We start from the raw sequence: 19295 nt of genomic DNA on the forward strand, positions 1-19295 counted from the left end.
AGGGTACTGCTTGCGTTCTATTTTTGGTAAAATGCAGATAGAGTCGAAATCTAAGAGAATGAGGGTGGAAACGGCGAATGCTAAGGCAAAACCAAAGGTTCCTGACACAATTGTATATGTTGGCTGACCTATTTTGCGCATTGGTCGTATTTATGGCAGCGTATTGGCTTAAATTTTATAGCGGTCTGCTGCCCAGCTTCAACTCTGTTTCGTTTTCTACTTACTTGCTGTGGGGGACGATTTATTCCTTCTCCGCGGTCCTTATCGGATTCTATCTTCAGTTCTACTCACCCAAACGACGAAAAAACTACTCCTATGAAGTGTTGCGAATTTTACAGATCCAAACGATAAGTTTTCTAGGGTTGCTCAGCTTGTTTTTCTTCACTCGTGAAGTACATATTTCCCGGGAATTTTTAGCGATCTTTTTTGTAATGAATTTCTTTGCCATTACAGCCTATCGATACTGGGTAAAATCGATCCTCGCATCGTTCCGCCGTAAAGGCTTTAATAAACGGTTTGTTCTTATTGTAGGCGCCGGGTCTGTGGGCCGCAGCTTTTATACCAATTTACAGCAGCATCCTGATCTGGGCTACGAGGTAGTTGGCTTCCTCGATGATTATCAAACGGAGCATGCGCCGGAGCATCAGCATATGAAACCGATAATCGGCATGCTAAATGATTTACGAATAAAGCTGGAGAAGGCTCCGATTGATGAAGTCATCATTGCGCTGCCTCTCGAGGCACACACGAAATATGCCGAAATCATTGAAGTGTGCGAACGGACTGGTGTAAAAACACTTATTATCCCAGATTTCTTTGATCTACTGCCTGCGAGGCCTTTCTTTGATAACTTTGCAGGTATCCCTCTTATTAACGTTAGGGATATTCCGCTGGATGAGCTAAGCAACCGCATACTCAAACGTTGGTTTGATATCGCTTTTTCAATAGCGGCAATCATTATAACCTCGCCAATTATGTTGTTTACCGTTATTGCTCTTAAGCTGACCTCTCCCGGTCCGATTTTGTTCAAACAGGAGCGAATGGGGCTTGATCGAAAGACCTTTTACATGTTTAAGTTCCGCTCCATGCATATTTCGACTGATTCGGTATCGGATACGCAGTGGACGGTACAGAATGATCCGCGCCGAACCAAATTTGGCAGCTTCCTAAGGCGTACAAGCCTGGATGAGCTTCCGCAGTTTTTCAACGTGCTGCTTGGACATATGAGCGTTGTAGGACCGCGTCCTGAGCGTCCTTATTTCGTTCATCAGTTTAAAGAAGAAATTCCAAAATACATGATTAAGCACCAGATTAGGCCTGGGATAACCGGCTGGGCACAAACGAATGGACTACGAGGCGATACCTCGATAAAAGACCGCATTATATTTGATATTTTCTATATCGAGAACTGGACGTTCTTCTTTGATATCAAAATTATTTTCAAAACGGTTCTGAAGGGCCTGATTAACAAAAATGCTTATTAACAGCAATGGAGCATGCCGAGTATCCGTTATTATTCCTACATTAAACGCAGGTCCGGACCTAAAAGAGCTGCTCAAGGGGCTGCAACAGCAGTCTCTTCCCCCTTACGAAATCATTGTCATAGACTCCTGCTCGGATGATGGAACGGCGGAGCTGGCGCGTGAGGCTGGCGCACAAGTGCTAAACGTGCTGCGAAGCGAATTTGATCATGGCGGTACACGAAACCGCGCTGCTAAACAAGCCAAGGGTGACATTTTGATGTTTATGACTCAGGATGCGATGCCTTATAATGAAAAGCTCATCGAGGAGCTGACGAGGCCGCTCATCACAGGGGATAAGGCTGTTTATGCTTATGCCAGACAGCTTCCAAGGCCAGGAGCGAATGAGTTGGAGCGCCTTGCTAGACAGCATAACTATCCAGCCGAGTCCCAAATGAAGTCCTACGAGGATTTGGATGAGCTCGGGCTAAAAACGTTTTTTTGCTCTAACGTTTGTTCGGCCATTCGGCGCGAGGTGTTTGAAGCAATGGGCAGTTTCCAAGAGCCAGTTATATTTAATGAGGATTTATTTATGGCTGCAAAATGTATCTTAAGCGGCTATCGGGTAGCTTATTGCGCCGATGCTGCTGTTTTTCATTCGCATGATTATTCCGTTGCGGAGCAATTCAAAAGGTATTTCGATAACGGGATTTCCATGCGATGCAACACCTGGATTACGCCTTATAGCGCAGTCGGCAAAGCTGGCTCGAACCTTGTGAAGCTGCAGCTCAAGGAGCTCCACATAACCCGTCAATGGCAGCTTATACCGTTGCTTGTTGCGGAATCTGCGGCGAAGCTTCTTGGTTACAAGCTGGGCATGAATTATCGTTTGCTTCCCGCGTTTATTACGAGAAGACTAAGTATGCATCGCCTTATCCTAACTCATATTGAGAAGCAATCCCCGGGAATTACAATGAGGCAATAATCATCTCATAGCCACTGCTTGCAAGCCCTTCTGATTCGTATGAATCAGCGGGGCTTTTTTTTATTTGACGAAGTATACGTTTCTAAGCGCACGTTCAAACTAGAGACACTTGTCAGTCCGTCTGGCTAGGAGGAAACGAGGTGTTTATTGATAATGTGGTCCATTGTGCTCACTTCTGCGCTTCTCGTTTATATTTTACAATTAGCTGCTGTATTTATTATGGAGCATCGGCGTCCAGCACAGCTGACTGCATGGCTTCTGATCACCTTTGCATGCCCTATAATTGGATTTATCGCATATCTCATACTGGGCAAAGACTTCACAAGAAGAAGACGGATAGAACGGTTTAAGGAAGAGACAGTACGATACGCGAATCAAATATCCGAGAAGGCTTCAAGGGCCGAACAAGTAGGAAACCAGCAGCTCCAGAAGCAGGATAAGCTCTACGCAATGCTAACCGGCCTTGTTCCATTTCCAATTACCCGTAACAATAAAACAGTCGTTCTGACGAACGGACATGAGACCTTTGAAGCGATTCTCAGTCACCTTGAACTCGCAGAGCATCATATACATATGGACTATTATACGATTAGGGATGATGAAATCGGCAGACGTTTTTTGGAGGTGCTTACGCGAAAAGCAAAGGAAGGCATAGAGGTTCGAGTCGTTTACGACGGAATTGGCAGTTTGCATTTAAGTGCTGCCTTTGTTGAAGAGCTGCGTCTCGCAGGCGCTGAGACGAGCTGCTTTTTACCGCCGAAAGTTGCATTATTTGACAGGAAATTGAATTATCGAAACCATCGCAAGATCGTTGTTGTTGACGGCAAAGTTGGTTTCCTCGGCGGCATTAATATTGGTGATGAATATTTAGGCAAGGAACCGAAGCTTGGATTTTGGCGAGATACGCATCTGCAGCTGCATGGCGATTCCGTTTACTACTTGCAGGAGCTATTCATGAACGATTGGGCTTTTGCGGCGAATGTGGAGCTGAATGGTCAGGAGTATATGCCGAAGCATTCGGCCATGGGGAATGAACATGTGCTGATTGTTTCAAGCAAGCCGGGTCAGCATAATCATCAAATCGTTGAGGTTATGTTTGCGGCGATAAATACGGCATGCTCCAGAATTTATATTACCACGCCGTATTTTATACCGGATCCCAGCTTAGTGATGGGGCTAAGGACGGCAGCGCTCGGCGGTGTAGATGTCAGGCTAATTATTCCTGGAATAGGAGATTCGAAGCTCGTGCTGCTCGCAACTTTGTCTTATATTCAGGAAATGCTTGAGGCGGGAGTAAAGGTATATCGCTATCAAAAGGGGTTTATTCACGCGAAAGTGATGATTGTTGATCAAATGCTTGCGACAGTTGGGACGGCTAACGTGGATCTGCGCAGCCTGCTTAGCAATTTTGAGCTGAATGCGGTGCTTTTTGATGAAGGGGCGATTAAAAGGCTGGAAGCCGACTTTTTAGAGGATTTAAAGAACTGCAGAGAGCTGGACCTCAAGACGTTCAACCTTAGACCTAAGCGTCAAAAGATGACCGAGGCTTTGCTCCATATGTTATCTCCGCTGCTGTAACGGATGCATGTTCATCCGCGTTTTCGGGCATATTTTTTGTGATGGCTTAAACAGATGCCGTCAAGGCCTTTAAGACTAAGGCTTAGCAGTTGCAAAAAAAATAGGGGGAGGGAATGAACGTGAGCGAAACGAGCAATGATCCAAAACAAGCAGCGGCGGAACCTAAACATGAGGGCCGAGATGATTATTTTATGGATATCGACAGAATGGTGAATGAAGGATTGGGCGGCGGAAATGTCACGCTCCAAAATGGCCTTATTGACGAATCAACGACTGACACGATGGAACCGGAAACTAAATAACTTACCGTTACTGAGTGGTTATATTACTAAAAAGCGAAGGAGGTGTTTATCTAATGGATACAACGCGCGCAAAGCAGATCTATGAATCGGAGCAGACCTTTGCGGTCATGCTGGATGCGGACTCAGTCTGGATTGAAAATGTCGACGAAGCGAACGGAATGGCGACGGTTATGGTTAACAACAACCCAGTCAATACAAAAACCGTGTCAGTTGACCGGTTGAAGGAAATCGAAAAGTAAGGCTTAAGCAGTACCTTTTTGAAATGCTGTATGGAGTCGAATGGACCATGCCCGAAGTATGGTTTATTCGGCTTTTTTACATGGCAAATATGAATTTTTATCCTAAAATGAAGGGCGGCGACAGTCGTATACGCTTGTAGGTAGAAAGAACTGGATTTCAGAGATGGCGATGAGTCAGCGTCATCATTATTCGTTTGTTAATATGCAGGACAATTTATCTAGCAACAAGATCAAAAAAAAAACCTGCACCCAATCGGGCAGTCAGGTTTTTTTACGTACAATTTTAGCCGCCGTAAGCTTCCCGGAATGCGGCGCATAGCTGGTCCCGGTCAACCTCCCAAAGTTCCGCTATTTCGGCGCTGACATTCTCGTCCCACCAATCGGACTGAACCTTGCGATTGCTCTCGTTTTCGACGATCCATTTCAGGTTGAGAATGACTTTTTTGAAATAAACAGCTTCAGCCTGATCTATTTTTTCCTTCGATACCCAAATCTTCATCCGCTTGATGGTGCGGTATAGTTCATTGCTGCAGGCTCTGCGAATTTTTCGGGCGGTCGGATAGCCGGCAGTATGCTTTTGTGAGTTTGCTTTCATTCTTAAACCGACTCCTCTCTATCCCATATGTATGCGGATAGGAAGGAGTAGGTCACTATCTAAGGGGCTGCGGTTTCGCTTAATCGTTGACGATGATGTACCCGACCATTGGGCCACCGTGACGCATATCGGTATGGGTCAAGCATACAATGGGATAAGTCCCGGCCTTCTCTGCGGTGAAGCGTACAACGGTCGTTTTCCCTTTGGTAACCTCGCCGCGAATGCCAAGCTCTTCAACGACGAATGGATGGCTGTTTCCGTTCACCCCGGTAATATGAAGCTCGACGGGCTCGCCTTTGTTTACGACAATCGTGCCGGGGTCCCAGCGGTATACCTCCAGCTCTTTGCCGTCGTCGGTTTTCGTACTGTATTCCCCGGTTACAAGCTGAAAGATACGTGGCTCTGTCACCTGCGCATTAACCTCCCGCGAGCGATCCCAGCTCAAGTAAACACCAGTTAAAATGATTAAAACGGCCACAACAATAAACAATTGAATCTGTCGTTTGCTGACAATAAAAACCTTAGCCATGAAACGCTCACCTCATCCATTCGTATCATTTAAGGCTAGTCTATGCAAGGGCTTGTCAGCACATGACAAAAGTGGATGGCTGTCCGTATCGTATGTTAGAATAGCTTCAGCGCAAGAGTTTGCTAGTGAAAGCCATATTTTATGAAGGAAGGCGGATTGAGAGCAGGAATGGATTTTATTCATGAATTATTGGATGGTGTGCTGCAATGGGTGGAGAGTTTAGGGTATTTCGGTATTTTAATCGGACTATTAATTGAGGTTATTCCGAGTGAAATTGTGTTAGGCTTTGGAGGTTACCTCGTATCGCAAGGTAAGATTAGCTTCTGGGGAGCAGTTCTGTTTGGTACGCTTGGAGCGATCGGACAAAACTGGATTTTATATTGGATTGGCCGTTATGGCGGAAGACCGATCGTGGAGAAATACGGGAAGTATATCAAAATCAAACAGAAACATGTCGATATTTCCGAAAAATGGTTTAATAATTACGGAGCGGGAATTGTGTTCACGGCACGCTTTGTTCCCGTTATGAGACAGGTTATTTCTATCCCTGCCGGCATGGCGCGCATGAACTTTGCTTTATTTACGCTCCTTACAGCGCTGGCATCCCTTCCATGGTCCATATTGTTCGTATATTTAGGAAGCACGCTTGGCGAGAATTGGGATAAAATCGATGAAAAAGCGGCTCCATATGTTCAGCCTGCCATTTTGATCGCCATTGCGCTGCTGATCGTGTACGTCCTCTTTAAATTTGTACGTTCGCGCCGCAAATCGGTATAATGATTGCTGTAAGCATCCTTATTATTTTGAGTAACCATTAAATAAATAGATGAAAGAGGGATTTCAATGAGCAAAAGCATAGCAGAAAAGCTCGGCAAAGGCATCAGCCCGCAGCAATTTATCGACGGCATGACCAAAAACAAAGAGCAGTTTTTGGATTGGTCCGAAAAATTCGCATGGACCGATGAGAGCGACAAGGAGTATTTCGAGTCGCTGAACAATCGTGATGATCTTCGCGTGTTGATTTTGATGGCTGATTGGTGCGGCGATGTCGTACGCAATATCCCTGTTGTTTTTAAAGCGCTTGAAAATAGCGGAGTTCCGACAGAGGTGCTTATTATGGAAGAGCATCTGGATACGATGGATCAGTTTTTGACAATGGGCGGCCGTTCCGTCCCTGTCGTTATTATTGCGGATACAGGCGGGGCTGTGCTAGGGCAATGGGGGCCGCGTCCTAGTCATGTTCAGGAAGCAATGATTGCTTTCAAGCAGGAAAACACAGACCGCGATGCAGCTGATTATCAAGAGAAGCTTGCGGTAACAAGGCAAGAAATAGGTCGGCGTTACGGTGAAGGTACAGCCTACCAATCCGTGATCGTGAAAGAGCTCCGCACTTTGTTGGAGTCGTTTTAAGAAAGCCATGAGTATAAATATGCGAATCGAGACATTTTCACTTGGGCCCATACAAACCAATGCTTATCTCATTTCGGTGACGGAACCGGCGGCTAACGAAGGCGAGAAGCCTTCGGAGCGGGCTATTGTTATTGATCCAGGCATGAATCCCAAAAAGCTGCTGGAGCGGCTGGATGGTGTAAAGGTGGAGGCCATTCTGCTGACACATGCCCATTTCGACCATATGGGCGGCGTTGATGAGCTGCGCAAAGCCGCTGGCTGCCCGGTCTACATACATGATCTAGAGGCGGATTGGCTAACCGATCCTCGCAAAAACGGTTCAATGAGATGGCAGGATGTGACGCCTCCTCTCTCAACGGATCCTGCTGAATATGCGTTAGCAGAAGGCCAAACACTGAAGCTGCTCGGCTTATCCTTCCGCGTTATGCACACGCCGGGCCATTCTCCCGGCAGTGTCAGCTTCTTGTGCGGTAACCATCTTTTCTCAGGCGATGTATTGTTCAAAATGTCGGTTGGCCGGACGGATCTGCCAGGCGGACGCGAAAGGGATTTGTACGATTCCATTCGTTTGAAGCTGTACAAGCTGAGCCCGGATGTCATCGTTTACCCGGGGCATGGCGGACGTACGACAATTGGATTTGAAATGGCGAATAACCCCTATACGGGAGCATGATGCATAAGAAAGGGGCATGACGTTTGGCGGATACGAAGGTTCAGCATTTTACAGAGGAATCAGAGGAGAGCGCAGGGAAATCGAAGCTGACAGCAGAACAAAAGGCAGCCGAAAGCCAGCGCATCATTGCGGGCATTGCCGCGCAGTTATCGATCCCGGTAACAAAGGTGAAATCGGCAGTTAGCCTGCTTGATGAAGGCAATACTATCCCTTTTATCGCTCGGTACCGTAAGGAAATGACCGGTGAGCTTGATGAGAACGATTTGAGATCGATTGAAGAAAAGCTGCAGTATATGCGAAATCTGGAAGAGCGCAAGCGTGAGGTTATTCGTCTTATTGATGAACAAGGCAAGCTTACGGAAGTACTGCGAGCGGATATCATCAAGTCTGTGAAGCTGCAGGAAATCGAGGATCTCTACCGTCCGTACCGGCAAAAACGCAAAACAAGAGCCAGCGTGGCAAAAGAGAGAGGCTTGGAGCCTTTATCCGAGTGGCTGTGGTCGCAGCCGCGCAGCGGCGATCCCCTTGCTGAAGCAGCCCGTTATGTTAACGCTGAGAAAAGCGTGCCCACTGCCCAGGATGCCTTGAACGGCGCGATGGATATCATAGCTGAAAATTTGGCGGACGATGCTTCAATTCGGGCTTGGGTGCGGAAGTTCACTTTCGATCAAGCCATTATGAAGACAGAAGCAAAAAACGCAGCTGAAGAAACGGTTTATGAAATGTACTACAGCTATCAAGAGCCGGTTCGTAAGCTGCCTCCGCATCGCGTGCTTGCGATTAACCGCGCCGAGCGTGAGGATGTGCTGCGTGTCAACTTTGATGTGCCTTCAGAGCGAATCCATGAGCATATCAATCGCAAGGTGCTCCGAAACGGTACAGCACAGTCAGTGCGCGATGTGCTGACTGCCGTCATCGAGGATTCGTATAAGCGTCTGATCTCGCCGTCGATTGAGCGCGAGGTGCGCGGCGAGCTTACCGAGAAAGCAGAGGAGCATGCTATTTCAATCTTTTCCGAAAATTTGCGAAATCTGCTGCTGCAGCCGCCTGTAAGGGGAAATATCGTGCTTGGCGTGGATCCGGCTTTTCGTACGGGCTGCAAGCTTGCCGTCATTGACGATATCGGAAAGCTGCTGGAGGTCGCGGTTTCCTATCCAACGCCCCCTAACAACAAGGTAGCGGAAGCAGAGAAGCTGATTAACGGCTTAATCGACAAGTATAAAGTGGAATTAATCGTTATCGGCAACGGCACCGCATCGCGTGAGACAGAGCAGTTTATCGCTGCCTTAATAGGGAAGCGTAAGGCGGCTGGAGCGGGCGGACCGGAGCTCAAATATATTATTGTCAATGAAGCGGGCGCAAGCGTCTATTCGGCGTCTAAGCTTGCTCAAGAGGAGTTTCCGTCGCTTGACGTGGCAGAGCGCAGTGCGGTTTCGATTGCCCGCAGGCTGCAGGACCCGCTTGCTGAGCTCGTTAAGATTGAGCCTAAGGCGATTGGGGTCGGACAATATCAGCATGACGTAAGTCAGAAACGACTGGATGAAACGCTGGGCGGGGTCGTGGAGTCCGCGGTTAACCATGTCGGTGTAGATGTTAACACGGCATCTGCTTCGCTGCTCTCCTATGTAGCAGGTATAAATGCAACGATTGCGAAAAACATCGTAAAATACCGCGATGAGAACGGCAGATTCGTAAAGCGTGCCCAGCTTCAAAAGGTGCCAAGGCTTGGCGCAAAGTCCTATGAGCAATGCATCGGATTTCTAAGAATTGCCGAGCCGGTAAATCCTTTAGACAGCACGCCAATCCATCCGGAGTCCTACGAAGTGGTAGACAAGCTGTTCAGCGAGCTTGGTCTTGGACTGAAGCAACTAGGCTCTGAGGAGCTTAAGGCGAAGCTGGCAGAGCTTGACACCGAACGCGTTGCCCCCACGCTTGGCGTGGGTGTTCCAACCTTGCGGGATATTATGGACAGCTTGCTTAGACCGGGACGTGACCCGCGCGAAGAGCTGCCTCCTCCAATTTTTCATACGGATGTTTTGAACATCGAGGATTTGTCCCCAGGGATGGAGCTTCATGGTACGGTGCGCAACGTAATCGATTTTGGTGCTTTTGTTGACATAGGCATCAAAAATGACGGACTCGTTCATATCTCGCAACTGAGCGATAAATTCGTCAAGCGTCCGATGGACGTCGTTTCCGTCGGCGACACGGTTACCGTCTGGGTGCTTAGCGTGGATCTTAAAAAAGGGCGCGTAAGCTTAACGATGCGCAAGCCTAATTAACCTATCCATACAAAGGGTTTGCCTGTTATCAGGCAGACCCTTTATACTTATAATAAAGCCTTGGACATCGCAAACTACCCTACAAAAGGAGTGAGATGACTATGAAAGCAAATAAAATCAGCGGTACCGCTCACCCTAAATGGTTTGGATTGGCGCTCCAGGCGCTTGTTATCTTATCGCGGAAGTCAGACACGTATCCGAGCGCAGCCATTGCCGATTGTTTGAAGTCAGAAGCGACGCAGCTGCGAAGAGTGATGGCCAAGCTGTCCGGAGGGCAAATTATCGAAACGAGGGAAGGCCGTGATGGAGGCTATAGGCTCAAGCGTCCGCCCGAGACGATTACACTTGCCGAGGTTTATATTGCCCTTAAGGTTGGAGAGCCTCTTTGCAGCGGTATGCTGGAAACGATAGGCATCCATGATTCCGGGCTAAGCATGAAATCTGCCTTTATGGATATTGCGAATGAAATCGAGCAAAATACGATTGAAACGCTGAAGCAGTATACGATTGCACAGCTTGCAGAAAGAACGGTATCTTATTCGATTTAGAGAGTTAATGGAATAAAACTAGTTGATTGACAAAAACAACAGCACGAATTATACTGTGTATATAAATTGTACAGTTAGTCAGTCATTAACTGTGTGGATCTACACACAGTAAAATTTTGGAATCAACTGAGTTGTATTTTGCACAGATAAAAATAATCCTTTGGAGGGAATCATAATGTCATCAACACAAATCGATTCACAAGTAACAGTTCAAACTACGGAGCAATCCGCAGGTTTTTTCAACGTCCTTAACAGCCGTCGTTCTGTTCGGAAATATGACAGCAGCGTTGTTATTTCGGAAGAAGAAATCCGTGAAATATTGGAAATTTCTACAAAAGCTCCATCTTCTTCAAACATGCAGCCATGGCGTTTCCTAATTGTGACAGATCCTGAGCTGAAGCAGAAATTACAGCCAATCGCATTCAATCAACAACAAGTGACTGAAGCATCAGCAATCGTAATCGTGCTTGCTGATTTGGAAATGTACAGCTTGTCCGATAAAATCTATGGCGCTTCAGTTGAAGCTGGGTATATGACGCAGGAAGTTGCGGATAATTTCAGCGCTAACTCCACGAAGATGTATTCCGGGCTGCCTGCAGAGCGCTTGAAAGAAATCGTTGTATTCGATACAGGTCTTGTAGCTATGCAAATTATGCTGACTGCTCGCGCAAAAGGATACGATTCCGTACCTATGGGCGGTTACAACCGCGATCAAGTGAAAGAAATGTTTAACATTTCGGATCGATATTTGCCGACCTTGATGCTTCCGATTGGTAAAGCAGCCGTTGAAGGCCATCCAACAACGCGCTTGTCGCTTGATGATATTACTTTTTTTAATAAGTTTTAAGAAAAAGGCAGCATACAAAGAACCATAAATAAACCGGCCTCTCCTTTTAAGGGGGCCGGTTTTATTTTATACAATATAAGTAGTTATGAGCGCTCTTTTATAACTCAGCTTATATTTCATCGCGAAACGTGTCTTCCTATAAGGTCGTCAGACGTTTGCGATTATGTGATCCGAAAGGGAGCAATTATTGAAAAACGGTGTCATTGCTTTCTTCCTTCGGACTTTGTTTATTACGGTAGAAATACCAGCAGTCATTAAGGAGCTTGATTTGTCTGCGATCTTTTTTTTGAAAAGCGCGCATCAGTTGGTTGCACAGCCACTGTGGCATACGTATCGTCCTCCTCCCGGGGCCTAACTTGTTGTAATACTAGAATATGGGAAAGGGCGAGTGTCCGTGCAGGTCCAAACTAATTGCTCAGTTCTTCTTCGTACTCCTCATACCACTGTTCGAGCTGCGCTTGCAAAGCGCGTATTTCCGTCAAAAGAGAAATGAGCGGATAGGATTTCTCCTGCACGCCTGCAAAATCCTTCTCAAGGCTGTTGATGTAATCCAGGCCTGATACGATGCTGATTGACGAATCATGCAATTCGACGTCGTTGCATTCCGCAACCGCGTAAGGAAGGCTAGGTACATGGTCAGCCGTCAATTTATCGATTTCTTTATGAAGTCGAAGATTGAGCGCGCTTAGCTGATAAGCGTGCGAATCGGGCATTTCAACAAAAAAGATACTGTCATTTTGTTTCAATAGGACATAGCGCATTGTTGCCATAATGGTTATTGGTCTCCCCTCGGTATGCTACCGTGTTTCTTTTGCGGATTTTCTACGTATTTAATAATTCCTACTTGACAGTGTAGCCTATCGCGGCTTTAAAATTCAAGTAGTTGGGGGAGAATAATCAATGAATAATGAGGCTTTGCAGCAATGGGTTGAGCAGCTTTCTATGACCTTTTTTGGTCGTCCATTTTTACATGTTGCAACGTTTAACGCTCGCTTGAAGGCAACGGGAGGACGTTACTTTACACGCTCACACAATATTGAGATCAGTCCGCATCAGCTTACGGCTTTCGGACGCGAGGAAACCGAGAAAATTATAAAGCATGAGCTTTGTCATTATCACCTGCATATTTTGAAAAGGGGATATCAGCATCGAGACACCGATTTCAAAAAACTGCTTGCCCATGTCGGGGGTTCACGTTATTGTCAGTCTCTTCCTGAACGCGCGCAGCGCAAGCCGCAGCCATTTCGTTACAAGCTCATTTGCACCAAATGCGGGATGGAATATTTGCGAAAACGGAAAGTTGACCCGGCCAAATATGCATGTGGAAAATGCCGCGGAAAATTACTGCTGAATTTGATTGACAAACAAAAAGCTACGTGATATATTATTACTTGTCACTTTTACTTTTCCCTGATAGCTCAGTTGGTAGAGCACTCGACTGTTAATCGAGTTGTCACAGGTTCGAGTCCTGTTCGGGGAGCCAGATTTGGAGAGATACCCAAGTGGCTCAAGGGGACCCTCTGCTAAGGGGTTAGACTGCGTAAGTGGTGCGAGGGTTCGAATCCCTCTCTCTCCGCCACAATTTTTTTCACAAAAGTTTGCAACGGCAAGACCGTTCATCCGGTCTTTTTTATTTGCCAATGAGGTTGCAGCATTGTGAAATGGCTTTTTTAAAGTGATCTATACGGCCCGTTGGTCAAGTGGTTAAGACACCTCCCTTTCACGGAGGTAACAGGGGTTCGAGTCCCCTACGGGTCACCAATTTCTCAAAGTGTACTAGCTCTTTAGAGCTCAATTGTATTCACACCGAGAGCCATTAGCTCAGTTGGTAGAGCACCTGACTTTTAATCAGGGTGTCGAAGGTTCGAGTCCTTCATGGCTCACCATTTCTTAGCATGACTAAGAAAATGGGAGTGAAGGATGTCAACTTATAAATGTGCGGTAGTGGTGGAACGGCAGACACGCTATCTTGAGGGGGTAGTGTCCCATGGACGTGCAGGTTCAAATCCTGTCTACCGCACCATAACTTACTTCTTGCCGATGTATATAGGTGAACTTAGAAGGTGTCATTTTAAAACACTTTTCTGATAGATGATGCCACTTTATATTCAGATCATAAATCTGACTAGAGAGTGGTTTTTTCGTTATAAGTTACTCGAACCGTCCAAACAGATGCATCATTAGAGATGAGGAGCTGTAAACATGAAAATAAACTTAAACTTTACGAACAAGGGACAAGCGGCGATTGGGAAATTCAATAACGAGGAATTGCTTGAGATTTTTGCGCGGTACAGCAACACATTGATGAAGAAATATTCGATCGAAGTAACGGTACCGGCAGAGGGCAATGAAGCGATTATCGAAAGAGGCACATTGTCGGTATACGTAGACAAAATCGAATGCGATGTAGAAACTTTCTTCAAAGAACTGGGAAGAGACGTTAAGGTTCCTTTGAAGAAAAGACTTACGCCTGAGGACAAGTTGGATAACGTATTTAAAGCCGAGACGATTGAGTCTTAATCGCTGCTTTTTCAAGGAAATAAAGATTAATAAAAAAATGCTTGTACTTCGGCGAATATGCTGATATAATCATTTTTGTTGTCTCACACAACACCGATTGTTTTGTTAGAACGGCCCGTTGGTCAAGTGGTTAAGACACCTCCCTTTCACGGAGGTAACAGGGGTTCGAGTCCCCTACGGGTCACCAATTTTCCTCAAAGTGTACCAGCTCTAATGAGCTCGATTGTATTCACACCGAGAGCCATTAGCTCAGTTGGTAGAGCACCTGACTTTTAATCAGGGTGTCGAAGGTTCGAGTCCTTCATGGCTCACCATTTGCTCAGCATGTCGAAGCGAGTGGGGCTTTATAATCCTTCGAACTTCAAATGTGCGGTAGTGGTGGAACGGCAGACACGCTATCTTGAGGGGGTAGTGTCCAATGGACGTGCAGGTTCAAATCCTGTCTACCGCACCATACTTTATAAACGTTACGGCTCTAGCTATAGAGTCGTTTTTTTGTGCGTGATTAGGGATAGGTGCGCTGTTAAATTAGTGCAGGTAGAGGAACGGTTGATAATATGTTCATGCCGTTATATATTTATGGAATGGAGGTGCAGCAATGCCGGGGGTTCACAGTAATTTAAAGGAAATAATGAGGGAAAAGGATCCAACCTTATCGATACGGCAGCTTGCGAAGGATATCGATTACCATTTTGATTCGGTACGAAAGATGTACAAGGATGAGATGGTACAATATCCGCGAGATCTGATATGGAGGCTGTGCAAGTACTTTAATGTAAGTCCAGGACATTTTATCATTGTCATCCATGATGACGAGGATCCAAACAAATAAAAGGGAACCCTGTACATCCTGTATAGGGTTCCCTTGTTATTTATATGAAGCTTACGCTGAAGCAACTACTTCTTCCGCATGAGCTTGTGAGATCTTGATAAGCATCGCGCTAGGATCGGATAGGACCTCTATTCCCTCATGGAAAGCGAGATCGGAGACATGCAGCTGATCACCAATTCTGAGCCCGCTAATATCAACCTCAAACGCGCTAAGCAGGTTATCCGGCATGCAGCGCACCTCAACCTCGTACATTTCTACTTGAACAATGCCGCCTTCTTTAACGCCCGCCGGGTCGCCGGAGAAGTGAATCGTTACTTTTGAATCCAGACTCTCATTCATATTCAATTGATAAAAATCGACATGAACGATTTTATTGCTGATCGGATCTCTTTGAATATTTTGAATCAATACAGGCATATTTCCTTGAGCCGGAATTGCTGCAATAAGAATGGCACGCTGATTGTGCTTTATCGCTGAAAGGATATCCTTTTCGCCTACGATGACCGATACGCTGCCAACATCCTTGCCGTAAACGATGGCAGGAACCTGACCCTGCTTTCTTAGTCCATTGATTTGTGACTTTGTTAGATTGACCCGTTCGCTTAACTGGATAGAATTGCTCATTATTGTTGCCTCCTAATCGAATGGGTTGCTATAAAACCGACAATAAAAAAAGACTGATTAGCAATGGAATGTCTAATCAGTCTGCTAACGACCATATTTTCTTGTCATATGTTAATTTTATCACAAGTTCTCTCGTTGTCAAATAAGAGGAAGAAATTGGTCTCGTTGACAAGAAAATATGGTCGTGTTAAGGTTTAAGCAGCAGATAGGAGCGGAATCGTAAGCATCGGCAGCTGTCATTAGCTTCAAAGTGAGTATTAGCAGAGATCACAACCAGCCAAATGCATAAGGATCGCAGGAGAAATAAAGATATCTTTATTTCTTTTTTTTATATCCAAATGTAAGAAAATATAAAATATGGGAGTGATTATTTTGAAAAAAGGATCAATAAAACATAATGTGGCTTTCCTCGGAACGAGTTTGCCAAGAGAATGCGGTCTAGCTACCTTTTCGCAGGATATGATGAATGAGATCGAACGAATGCAAGATTTTAATAAACCGCGGATGATTGCGGTGAACAATAATAAAGCATATGCATACGGCAATCAGGTTATGGGACAGATTGGCCAGCAAACCCGTACGGATTACGCCAAAGCAGCGGTAGAGCTCAATCAATCAAACATTGAATTATTGGTCATTCAGCATGAGTTTGGCATCTACGGCGGAGAAAGCGGGGAATACATTTTAGAGTTGGCGGAGAAGCTTACGATCCCGTTTATCGTTATTTTCCACACCGTGTTGTCCGAACCGAGCGTTATTCAGCTGTCTATTATGAAGCGGCTTGCTGATTTGAGCTTTAAGGCGATTACGATGGCACAAAATAAAATACAGGATTTGCACGAGATTTACGGCATAGACCGGGACAAAATCGAAATGTATCATCACGGTGTTCCTGTCGTAGCTGCAGAGTCCCGCACAGCGCTTAAGAAGCGTTACGGCTATTCCAATCGGCAGATTCTATCCACCTTCGGTTTTTTAAGCCCGGGAAAAGGAATTGAATACGCGATAGAGGCAATGAGCGGCGTTGCGGCGAAGCATCCGGATGCCCTGTATATTATTTGGGGTAAGACGCATCCCGTTGTTAAAGAAGAGGTAGGAGAAGTGTATAGACAGAAACTGATCGACCTTGTTGCAAGGCTTGGCCTTGAGAAGCATGTTGCGTTTGTCGACAGGCATTTGTCGCAGGAGGAAGTTGTACATTCGCTTGTGCTTTCTGACATCTATATGACCCCTTATCTAGGAAAGGATCAGGCAGTTAGCGGAACGCTTGCATTCGGAATTGGTTATGGAAGGGTTATTATTTCGACGCCGTACCGTTACGCGGTTGAGATGCTTGCTGACGGCCGGGGCTTGCTTGCGGATTTCCGTGATTCTGTCTCGTTAAAAAATCATATCATAACTGTTCTAGATCATCCGGAGTTAAAAACAGAGATGGAGAACAGAACCCTTGCTCTCGGGAGCACGATGATGTGGAATGAAGTGGCTAAGTCGTATGCGGTTCTTTTTCGTGAAATCATTGCTCAAAGCTATGCGTTAAAAGGGAGCGCAGTGTGATGGTAAAATCGATGACGCGACCGTTGCTGACAGATTATTTGAAAAGATTGACGGATGATACGGGAATCTTTCAGCATACGAAATTTGGTATACCCGACAGAAATAAGGGATATACCTCGGACGACAACGCGCGTGCTTTGATTGCAGCGGTCATRCTGTACAAAAGTAGAAAAGATGCGGAAACGCTGGATCTCATTCGCACCTATTTGGCATTTATCCACCATGCTCAAAACAAAGAAGGAAGCTTTCGGAATTTTATGGACTACAACCGTATGTTCATAGAAAAAACGGGTTCTGAAGATTGCTTGGGACGTTGCTTATGGGCGCTCGGTTTCACGCTTGCGGAGTCTGCCGTACCTGATAATTTACGTAATACATGCCGATATATGATTAATCAAGCTCTTCCGAGAATAAGGAGCCTTGGATCGCCGAGGGCGATGGCCTATGCGCTCATCGGACTGACTTCTATGCTTGAAACACCGGATGCTTTAAGCTACAGCTTTCCTTATTCACGTAAGGAAATGGATGACCCTGCATTTCTGCCGCGAGCAGAGATCGAATCGCTGGTTGAGGAATTAGCTATGCGCCTGCATTTGCAGTATGAGAGCAATAAGGGAAAAGAGTGGCAGTGGTTTGAAAATAGTATCACGTACGGAAATGCGATGCTTCCTTGGGCGCTTCTCAAAGCCTCGCGGTTGTCACATACCGAATCATTTCGGCAAACCGCTAAGGAAAGCCTCGACTTTCTTGCTTCAATTACTTTCTCGAAGGAAGGTTATTTTAAGCCCGTCGGCAGTCATGGCTGGCTTGAACGGGGCGGAGAGGCAGCCTTGTATGATGAACAACCTATAGAGGCCTCTGAGATGCTGCTGGCCTGCCTAGCTGCTTATAAAATCTTAGGAAACCATACGTATCTTGTTCTCGCATCAACCTGCTACGAATGGTTCCATGGCCGTAATTCGCTAAAGGAATCGTTGATAGATGCTCAAACCGGTGCCTGTTACGATGGCATACATGCGGTTGGGTTAAACTTAAATCAAGGGTCTGAGAATATTGTCTCTTACTGCATGGCTCATTTGGTGATGCATGATGAATAAATATGCTGCGATTTTAGCCGGCGGAGGCGGTACCCGTTTTTGGCCACTATCCCGTCAGGAGCTTCCGAAACAGCTGATTAACATAAGCGGCAACGATATTATGCTCAATGATACGATTGAAAGATTTAACGGGGTTATTCCGTTGGAAAACACAATTGTGGTGACCAACCGTTCACAAGCGGTGTTACTTGAGAGCATTATGCATAAGAGCGTTCAGCACGTTAATATTTTAGTAGAGCCTGTAGCCAAAAATACGGCAGCCAGCATTCTACTGGCTGCATTATTTATCGAGAAAAACCATGGCGATTCTTTGATGGTTGTGTTTCCCTCGGATCATCATATTACGGAAGAAGAAAGATTCAAGAAAACGTTGGAGGATGCCTGCAATATTGCTATGAAGACCGATAAAATCGTGACGATTGGCATTAAGCCCACCTTCCCATCGACCGGCTACGGTTATATTTCTTACCGAAGCGAGCCAGCCCTAACAAAGCCCTGCAGCGTGTTTGAAGTCGCTGAATTCGTGGAGAAGCCAAATTTTTTAAAGGCGCAGTCCTATCTACAATCCGGCCATTACCTATGGAACAGCGGCATGTTTATATGGAAAACATCCTGTATTATCGACAATTTCAAAAGATTTCTTCCGAGACTCTATAAAACGATGATGCCATTAATAGAATATTTGGGCACTGATCGCGAAGAAGAAATGATCAATGAAATCTATCCGTTGTTGCAAAACATATCGATAGATTACGGAATTTTAGAGAGATGTGACGAGGTCGTCGTGATTGAGGGCGATTTTGGATGGAATGATATTGGCAGCTGGGATGCGCTGGGGGCGATATTTCCTCCGGATGAGCAGGGCAATATCGTCAAAGCGAACTACCTTGGCATTGAAACGCGTAACTCTATCATTTATGGAGAGGACCGGCTCATAACGACCATCGGTATCGATGGGCTGATTATAGCGGATACTAAGGATGCTCTGCTAATATGCGCGAAGGATAAGGCGCAGGAGGTAAAGGAAATCGTCAAAATGCTGAAGGATAAAGGAATGCAGGAATATGCCTAAGAAGGCTGAGTCGATAGCTGTATTTTTCGGCCACATGGAAGAACGAAACTCGGAGGAATCCGATATAATTGGAGTCGGTATTTGGCGGAGTTCATCTCTGCTTAGCTTAAAGCAATAGGTTTATAGGAGGGCACTCTTCATGAGTAAG

The 19295-nt window shown here is 45.8% G+C and carries 22 protein-coding genes and 8 tRNA genes; 25 read left to right on the forward strand and 5 right to left on the reverse strand.

Going from position 1 to position 19295, the window contains the following annotated elements; genetic code table 11:
* Nucleotides 1-77 precede the first annotated feature (77 nt).
* From AC1DLI_RS04810 to AC1DLI_RS04830, 5 genes are all read left to right on the forward strand, one after another.
* A complete protein-coding gene (locus AC1DLI_RS04810) occupies nucleotides 78-1484 on the forward strand; it encodes an undecaprenyl-phosphate glucose phosphotransferase (protein ID WP_477600161.1) in 1407 nt (468 codons plus the stop codon).
* Nucleotides 1474-2445 (forward strand): glycosyltransferase family 2 protein, encoded by a 972-nt coding sequence (locus AC1DLI_RS04815; protein ID WP_477600163.1) that lies wholly within the window; start codon nucleotides 1474-1476, stop codon nucleotides 2443-2445. The genes AC1DLI_RS04810 and AC1DLI_RS04815 overlap by 11 nt, the downstream gene beginning before the upstream one ends.
* A gap of 153 nt (nucleotides 2446-2598) precedes the next feature.
* A complete protein-coding gene (gene cls / locus AC1DLI_RS04820) occupies nucleotides 2599-4023 on the forward strand; it encodes a cardiolipin synthase (RefSeq protein WP_477600644.1) in 1425 nt (474 codons plus the stop codon).
* Between the two features lie 119 nt (nucleotides 4024-4142).
* Complete coding sequence (locus AC1DLI_RS04825; protein WP_477600165.1) at nucleotides 4143-4325, forward strand: hypothetical protein; 183 nt, start codon at nucleotides 4143-4145, stop codon at nucleotides 4323-4325.
* A gap of 53 nt (nucleotides 4326-4378) precedes the next feature.
* Nucleotides 4379-4564 carry an H-type small acid-soluble spore protein gene (locus AC1DLI_RS04830; RefSeq protein WP_477600167.1) on the forward strand — a complete coding sequence of 62 codons (186 nt, stop codon included), beginning with the start codon at nucleotides 4379-4381 and terminating at the stop codon, nucleotides 4562-4564.
* A gap of 283 nt (nucleotides 4565-4847) precedes the next feature.
* Here the strand turns inward: AC1DLI_RS04830 and AC1DLI_RS04835 are convergent, their stop codons facing one another.
* Nucleotides 4848-5159, reverse strand: a complete 312-nt coding sequence (locus AC1DLI_RS04835; RefSeq protein ID WP_308994257.1) for a dehydrogenase — start codon at nucleotides 5157-5159, stop codon at nucleotides 4848-4850.
* A 79-nt stretch (nucleotides 5160-5238) separates the two neighbouring features.
* Entirely contained in the window at nucleotides 5239-5688 is a 450-nt protein-coding gene (locus AC1DLI_RS04840) for a cupredoxin domain-containing protein (protein ID WP_477600169.1), read from the reverse strand.
* A gap of 168 nt (nucleotides 5689-5856) precedes the next feature.
* Between AC1DLI_RS04840 and uptA the strand changes: the two genes are divergently transcribed.
* From uptA to AC1DLI_RS04870, 6 genes are all read left to right on the forward strand, one after another.
* Nucleotides 5857-6465, forward strand: coding sequence for an undecaprenyl phosphate transporter UptA (uptA, locus tag AC1DLI_RS04845; protein WP_477600646.1), 609 nt, complete (start codon nucleotides 5857-5859; stop codon nucleotides 6463-6465).
* A 66-nt stretch (nucleotides 6466-6531) separates the two neighbouring features.
* Nucleotides 6532-7098, forward strand: coding sequence for a thioredoxin family protein (locus AC1DLI_RS04850; RefSeq protein ID WP_477600171.1), 567 nt, complete (start codon nucleotides 6532-6534; stop codon nucleotides 7096-7098).
* Nucleotides 7099-7111: 13 nt separating this feature from the next.
* Nucleotides 7112-7771 (forward strand): MBL fold metallo-hydrolase, encoded by a 660-nt coding sequence (locus tag AC1DLI_RS04855; RefSeq protein ID WP_477600648.1) that lies wholly within the window; start codon nucleotides 7112-7114, stop codon nucleotides 7769-7771.
* A 23-nt stretch (nucleotides 7772-7794) separates the two neighbouring features.
* Nucleotides 7795-10053, forward strand: coding sequence for a Tex family protein (locus AC1DLI_RS04860; RefSeq protein ID WP_477600173.1), 2259 nt, complete (start codon nucleotides 7795-7797; stop codon nucleotides 10051-10053).
* 101 nt (nucleotides 10054-10154) lie between these two features.
* Nucleotides 10155-10601 carry an RrF2 family transcriptional regulator gene (locus AC1DLI_RS04865; RefSeq protein ID WP_477600175.1) on the forward strand — a complete coding sequence of 149 codons (447 nt, stop codon included), beginning with the start codon at nucleotides 10155-10157 and terminating at the stop codon, nucleotides 10599-10601.
* 175 nt (nucleotides 10602-10776) lie between these two features.
* Nucleotides 10777-11448 (forward strand): nitroreductase family protein, encoded by a 672-nt coding sequence (locus AC1DLI_RS04870; protein WP_477600177.1) that lies wholly within the window; start codon nucleotides 10777-10779, stop codon nucleotides 11446-11448.
* 184 nt (nucleotides 11449-11632) lie between these two features.
* Here AC1DLI_RS04870 and cmpA read toward each other — a convergent pair whose 3' ends face one another.
* Both cmpA and AC1DLI_RS04880 read right to left on the reverse strand, forming a co-directional pair.
* On the reverse strand, nucleotides 11633-11776 hold the full coding sequence (gene cmpA / locus AC1DLI_RS04875; protein ID WP_308994264.1) for a cortex morphogenetic protein CmpA: 144 nt from the start codon (nucleotides 11774-11776) through the stop codon (nucleotides 11633-11635).
* Nucleotides 11777-11855: 79 nt separating this feature from the next.
* The gene (locus tag AC1DLI_RS04880) at nucleotides 11856-12218 is read right to left on the reverse strand and encodes a hydrolase/acyltransferase (RefSeq protein WP_477600180.1); all 363 of its coding nucleotides are present in this window, start codon (nucleotides 12216-12218) and stop codon (nucleotides 11856-11858) included.
* A 130-nt stretch (nucleotides 12219-12348) separates the two neighbouring features.
* On the opposite strand from AC1DLI_RS04880, the gene AC1DLI_RS04885 reads away from it, so the two are divergent.
* The 11 genes from AC1DLI_RS04885 to AC1DLI_RS04935 all read left to right on the forward strand — a co-directional run bounded on the left by AC1DLI_RS04885 (nucleotide 12349) and on the right by AC1DLI_RS04935 (nucleotide 14800).
* Nucleotides 12349-12828: a SprT family protein gene (locus AC1DLI_RS04885; protein WP_477600182.1), complete on the forward strand. Its 480-nt coding sequence runs from the start codon at nucleotides 12349-12351 to the stop codon at nucleotides 12826-12828.
* Between the two features lie 27 nt (nucleotides 12829-12855).
* Nucleotides 12856-12931: transfer RNA gene (locus tag AC1DLI_RS04890), tRNA-Asn, on the forward strand.
* Nucleotides 12932-12936: 5 nt separating this feature from the next.
* A tRNA-Ser gene (locus tag AC1DLI_RS04895) sits at nucleotides 12937-13027 on the forward strand.
* A 107-nt stretch (nucleotides 13028-13134) separates the two neighbouring features.
* Nucleotides 13135-13209, forward strand: a tRNA-Glu gene (locus AC1DLI_RS04900).
* Between the two features lie 49 nt (nucleotides 13210-13258).
* A tRNA-Lys gene (locus AC1DLI_RS04905) sits at nucleotides 13259-13334 on the forward strand.
* A gap of 52 nt (nucleotides 13335-13386) precedes the next feature.
* Nucleotides 13387-13471, forward strand: a tRNA-Leu gene (locus tag AC1DLI_RS04910).
* A gap of 179 nt (nucleotides 13472-13650) precedes the next feature.
* A complete protein-coding gene (locus tag AC1DLI_RS04915) occupies nucleotides 13651-13968 on the forward strand; it encodes a hypothetical protein (protein WP_308994267.1) in 318 nt (105 codons plus the stop codon).
* Between the two features lie 112 nt (nucleotides 13969-14080).
* Nucleotides 14081-14155: transfer RNA gene (locus AC1DLI_RS04920), tRNA-Glu, on the forward strand.
* A 51-nt stretch (nucleotides 14156-14206) separates the two neighbouring features.
* Nucleotides 14207-14282, forward strand: a tRNA-Lys gene (locus tag AC1DLI_RS04925).
* 55 nt (nucleotides 14283-14337) lie between these two features.
* Nucleotides 14338-14422 (forward strand) — tRNA-Leu (locus AC1DLI_RS04930).
* 144 nt (nucleotides 14423-14566) lie between these two features.
* Complete coding sequence (locus AC1DLI_RS04935; protein ID WP_477600184.1) at nucleotides 14567-14800, forward strand: helix-turn-helix domain-containing protein; 234 nt, start codon at nucleotides 14567-14569, stop codon at nucleotides 14798-14800.
* Nucleotides 14801-14851: 51 nt separating this feature from the next.
* Here the strand turns inward: AC1DLI_RS04935 and AC1DLI_RS04940 are convergent, their stop codons facing one another.
* Nucleotides 14852-15424, reverse strand: a complete 573-nt coding sequence (locus AC1DLI_RS04940) for a 50S ribosomal protein L25 (protein WP_477600186.1) — start codon at nucleotides 15422-15424, stop codon at nucleotides 14852-14854.
* 363 nt (nucleotides 15425-15787) lie between these two features.
* On the opposite strand from AC1DLI_RS04940, the gene AC1DLI_RS04945 reads away from it, so the two are divergent.
* From AC1DLI_RS04945 to AC1DLI_RS04955, 3 genes are read left to right on the forward strand one after another with little or no spacing between them, the layout of a single operon-like run.
* A complete protein-coding gene (locus AC1DLI_RS04945) occupies nucleotides 15788-16978 on the forward strand; it encodes a glycosyltransferase family 4 protein (protein WP_477600650.1) in 1191 nt (396 codons plus the stop codon).
* A complete protein-coding gene (locus AC1DLI_RS04950; protein WP_477600188.1) occupies nucleotides 16978-18075 on the forward strand; it encodes a glycosyltransferase in 1098 nt (365 codons plus the stop codon). Before AC1DLI_RS04945 ends, AC1DLI_RS04950 begins: the two co-directional genes overlap by 1 nt.
* A complete protein-coding gene (locus AC1DLI_RS04955; RefSeq protein WP_477600190.1) occupies nucleotides 18068-19147 on the forward strand; it encodes a mannose-1-phosphate guanylyltransferase in 1080 nt (359 codons plus the stop codon). Before AC1DLI_RS04950 ends, AC1DLI_RS04955 begins: the two co-directional genes overlap by 8 nt.
* Nucleotides 19148-19295 lie beyond the last annotated feature (148 nt).

This window comes from Paenibacillus sp. 01T443 (assembly GCF_056398325.1).